Raw genomic sequence first — 2,755 nt, forward strand, 5'->3', positions numbered from 1 at the left:
TCCTTTTCCGGCTGGATCGACTGGATGACCGCTTCGCTATCGAGATGCTTGGGCAGCGGCAATTGCACCAGGATGCCATGAATGGTTTTGTCGGCATTTAATGTCTGCACCAGGCCGGCGAGATTGCCCTGGCTCGTGTCGACCGGCAGCGTGTGCTGCACTGAATGAAAGCCGCACTCTTTTGCCAGTCGGCTCTTGGAGGTCACATAGGTGTGGCTTGCCGGATCGTCGCCGACAATAATGACGGCCAGGCCGATCGTGACGCCGTCCTGCTGCTCCAATGCCGCAGCCCCGGTCTTCACCGAGTCGATCACCGAAGCCGCGACCGCTTTCCCGTCAATGATCGTTGCACTCGTCATCCCATACGCTCCGACGCGTAGCTGCCGGGGCTGGCCGGAAAAACGACTGTGCGATTGCCATTCAAGAACACTCTGTGGTGGATGTGCGCGTGGATGGCGCGCGCAAGCACTTGGCTTTCCACGTCGCGACCGATCGAGACATAGTCGTCGGCGCTTTGGGCATGGTTGATGCGGACAGTGTCCTGCTCGATAATGGGCCCTTCGTCGAGATCGGCAGTGACATAATGTGCCGTCGCGCCGATCAGCTTCACTCCACGCTCATAGGCCTGCTTGTAGGGATTTGCACCCTTAAAGCTCGGCAGGAAGGAGTGATGAATATTGATGATCTTGCCGGACATTTTTCGGCACATCGCATCCGACAAAACCTGCATATAGCGTGCAAGCACGACGAGTTCGGTTCCCGTTTGCTCCACAAGGTCCAAAAGCTGGGCCTCGGCTTGCGGCTTGTTCTCCTTCGTCACCTTGATATGGTGAAAGGGAATATCGTGGTTCACCACGACCTTCTGGTATTCAAAATGGTTCGAGACGACCCCGACAATGTCGATCGGCAGTGCGCCGATACGCCAGCGGTAAAGAAGGTCGTTAAGGCAGTGCCCAAACCGGGATACCATCAGGAGGACTTTCATTCGTTGCGTTTGGAGATGTAGCTCCGCCTCCATGCGGAACTTCTCGGCGATTGGCTTGAGACCCTCGGTGAGTACTTCGGCGCCGATCCCTTCTTCCGAGACGAAAGAGACACGCATAAAGAAGCGGCCGGTACTAAGGTCGTCAAACTGAGAGCTATCGACGATATTGCAGCCCATCTCACAGAGAAAACCGGAGATGGCTGCTACGATTCCTCTTGTAGACTGGCACGTTGCGGTTAGAACGTAGGTGGTCATAGGTAGCCTTTACAAGGTTGCAGGAATTCGTCCGCTTTTTGCAAAAGCGGGCAATTAAAGCGAAAGTTGGCATACGAGTTGGCGCGAGCGACTGTAGAAGACGGAGAGCCACACTCGGGTGGCGTCAGCCGTTCACGTCAGATATCCGCGCCAAGTATCAAGATCGACATTTCCTCCGGAGACGATCGCGACAACCTTTTGCCTTTCCATCTCTCTCGGTCCCGCAGAACGGCGCCAACAGCAGCGGCGCCGCCTGGTTCGGCAACAATTTTCAGATAGTCCGCGAGAGTCTGCATCGCGGCAATGACTTCGGCCTCCGAAACCGCATACCCCTCGGCAACCACGTTTTTTGGTTGATCGGGAAGGTCTTTTCGCCAGGAATTTGCGTGACGATGGAATCGCAGATCGAATTGTGACCCGGCTCATTTCCAACCCGTTCACCCGCGACAAGTGAGCGCTTGGTATCGTCGAAGTGTTCTGGTTCCGCAGTGCAGATCATGGTGCCGGGAGAGAGCTCTGCTATCGCAGTCGCTATTCCCGCGATCAGCCCGCCGCCACCGACCGGGCATACGAGAACGTCCGCGGACGTATTCAATTTCGTCAGTTGATCGGCGATCTCCAGGCCAATCGTGCCTTGCCCTGACATCAGGACGTGATCGTCGTATGGAGGGATCAGGGTTGCCCCCGTTTCAGCCGCGATATCTCGTGCAATCTTTGCACGGTCTCCCGTGACGCGGTCGTAGGTGATGACTTTTGCGCCATACTCCGCAGTATTGCGCAACTTCACCGCGGGTGCGTCCTCCGGCATGACGATTGTCGCGGGAACCCCCATCTCAGTTGCCGCGGCCGCAACGCCTTGTGCGTGGTTTCCCGAAGAGAACGCCACCACGCCCGCGGCGCGTTCTGCATCACTCAATGAAGCGATTTTGACGTAGGCGCCACGGATCTTGAAGGACCCCGTGCGCTGCAAGCATTCTGCTTTGACAAGAAGACGGAAGCCGATTTTTCGGTTGAGGAGTTCAGATTCGAGCAAGGGCGTGACCCTGGTGACGCCAGCAAGGACCTGGGAAGCCTTCACGATCATGGAATATTCAAGCATGGCACTGCTTTCGTTAGAACTGCGTTGTAATTCGTCTGGCGCTCGCTGATCAGTTCGATCCACCGCCGATGTGGTCAGAATCGAGAGCCCATCGAGAAGTGACCACTGAGCCGCAGGCTTCCTCGAACAGCCGGATGTCGTCAGCGCTGTCGCAATAGGACATCACTAATCGATATCCCTGGCCGACGCCTTTCAGGTTCCACGGCCGCAATTGAATACCGCTGGCGCGGAGCGTCTCTATGAGGACCCAAGGCAGAGCGGCAAATACCTCATTGATCTGTACGGGATGCGCCACCTCGACATCGGCGCGCTGTTTCAAAGCATTCACGATCCGGGCGGCATTCTGGTTCGCCTGCGAAGCATTTCGATGCCATAACTCCCCTTCCAGGTAGCTCAGGAGCTGAGCCGACATGTAG

3 protein-coding genes and 1 pseudogene are annotated in these 2,755 nt (G+C 56.6%); all 4 read right to left on the reverse strand.

What is annotated here, in order from left to right; genetic code table 11:
- A partial coding sequence (locus tag RCCGE510_RS32340; RefSeq protein ID WP_007637670.1) for a bifunctional 5,10-methylene-tetrahydrofolate dehydrogenase/5,10-methylene-tetrahydrofolate cyclohydrolase occupies positions 1–359 on the reverse strand: 359 nt, incomplete at its 3' end.
- Positions 356–1,240 carry a formyltetrahydrofolate deformylase gene (gene purU, locus RCCGE510_RS32345; RefSeq protein ID WP_037080790.1) on the reverse strand — a complete coding sequence of 295 codons (885 nt, stop codon included), beginning with the start codon at positions 1,238–1,240 and terminating at the stop codon, positions 356–358. The genes RCCGE510_RS32340 and purU, both read right to left, overlap by 4 nt.
- 271 nt (positions 1,241–1,511) lie before the next feature.
- The gene (locus tag RCCGE510_RS32350; RefSeq protein WP_007637673.1) at positions 1,512–2,339 is read right to left on the reverse strand and encodes a threonine/serine dehydratase; all 828 of its coding nucleotides are present in this window, start codon (positions 2,337–2,339) and stop codon (positions 1,512–1,514) included.
- Positions 2,340–2,388: 49 nt separating this feature from the next.
- Positions 2,389–2,755, reverse strand: a pseudogene (locus tag RCCGE510_RS32355) (hypothetical protein); the annotation flags it as partial.

The organism is Rhizobium sp. CCGE 510 (assembly GCF_000292525.1).
Taxonomy (GTDB): domain Bacteria; phylum Pseudomonadota; class Alphaproteobacteria; order Rhizobiales; family Rhizobiaceae; genus Rhizobium.

Excerpts from the sequence above, each read along its gene's own strand:
- purU (WP_037080790.1), bottom strand. The coding sequence starts at position 1,240 with ATGACCACCTACGTTCTAACCGCAACGTGCCAGTCTACAAGAGGAATC.
- RCCGE510_RS32350 (WP_007637673.1), bottom strand. The coding sequence starts at position 2,339 with ATGCTTGAATATTCCATGATCGTGAAGGCTTCCCAGGTCCTTGCTGGC.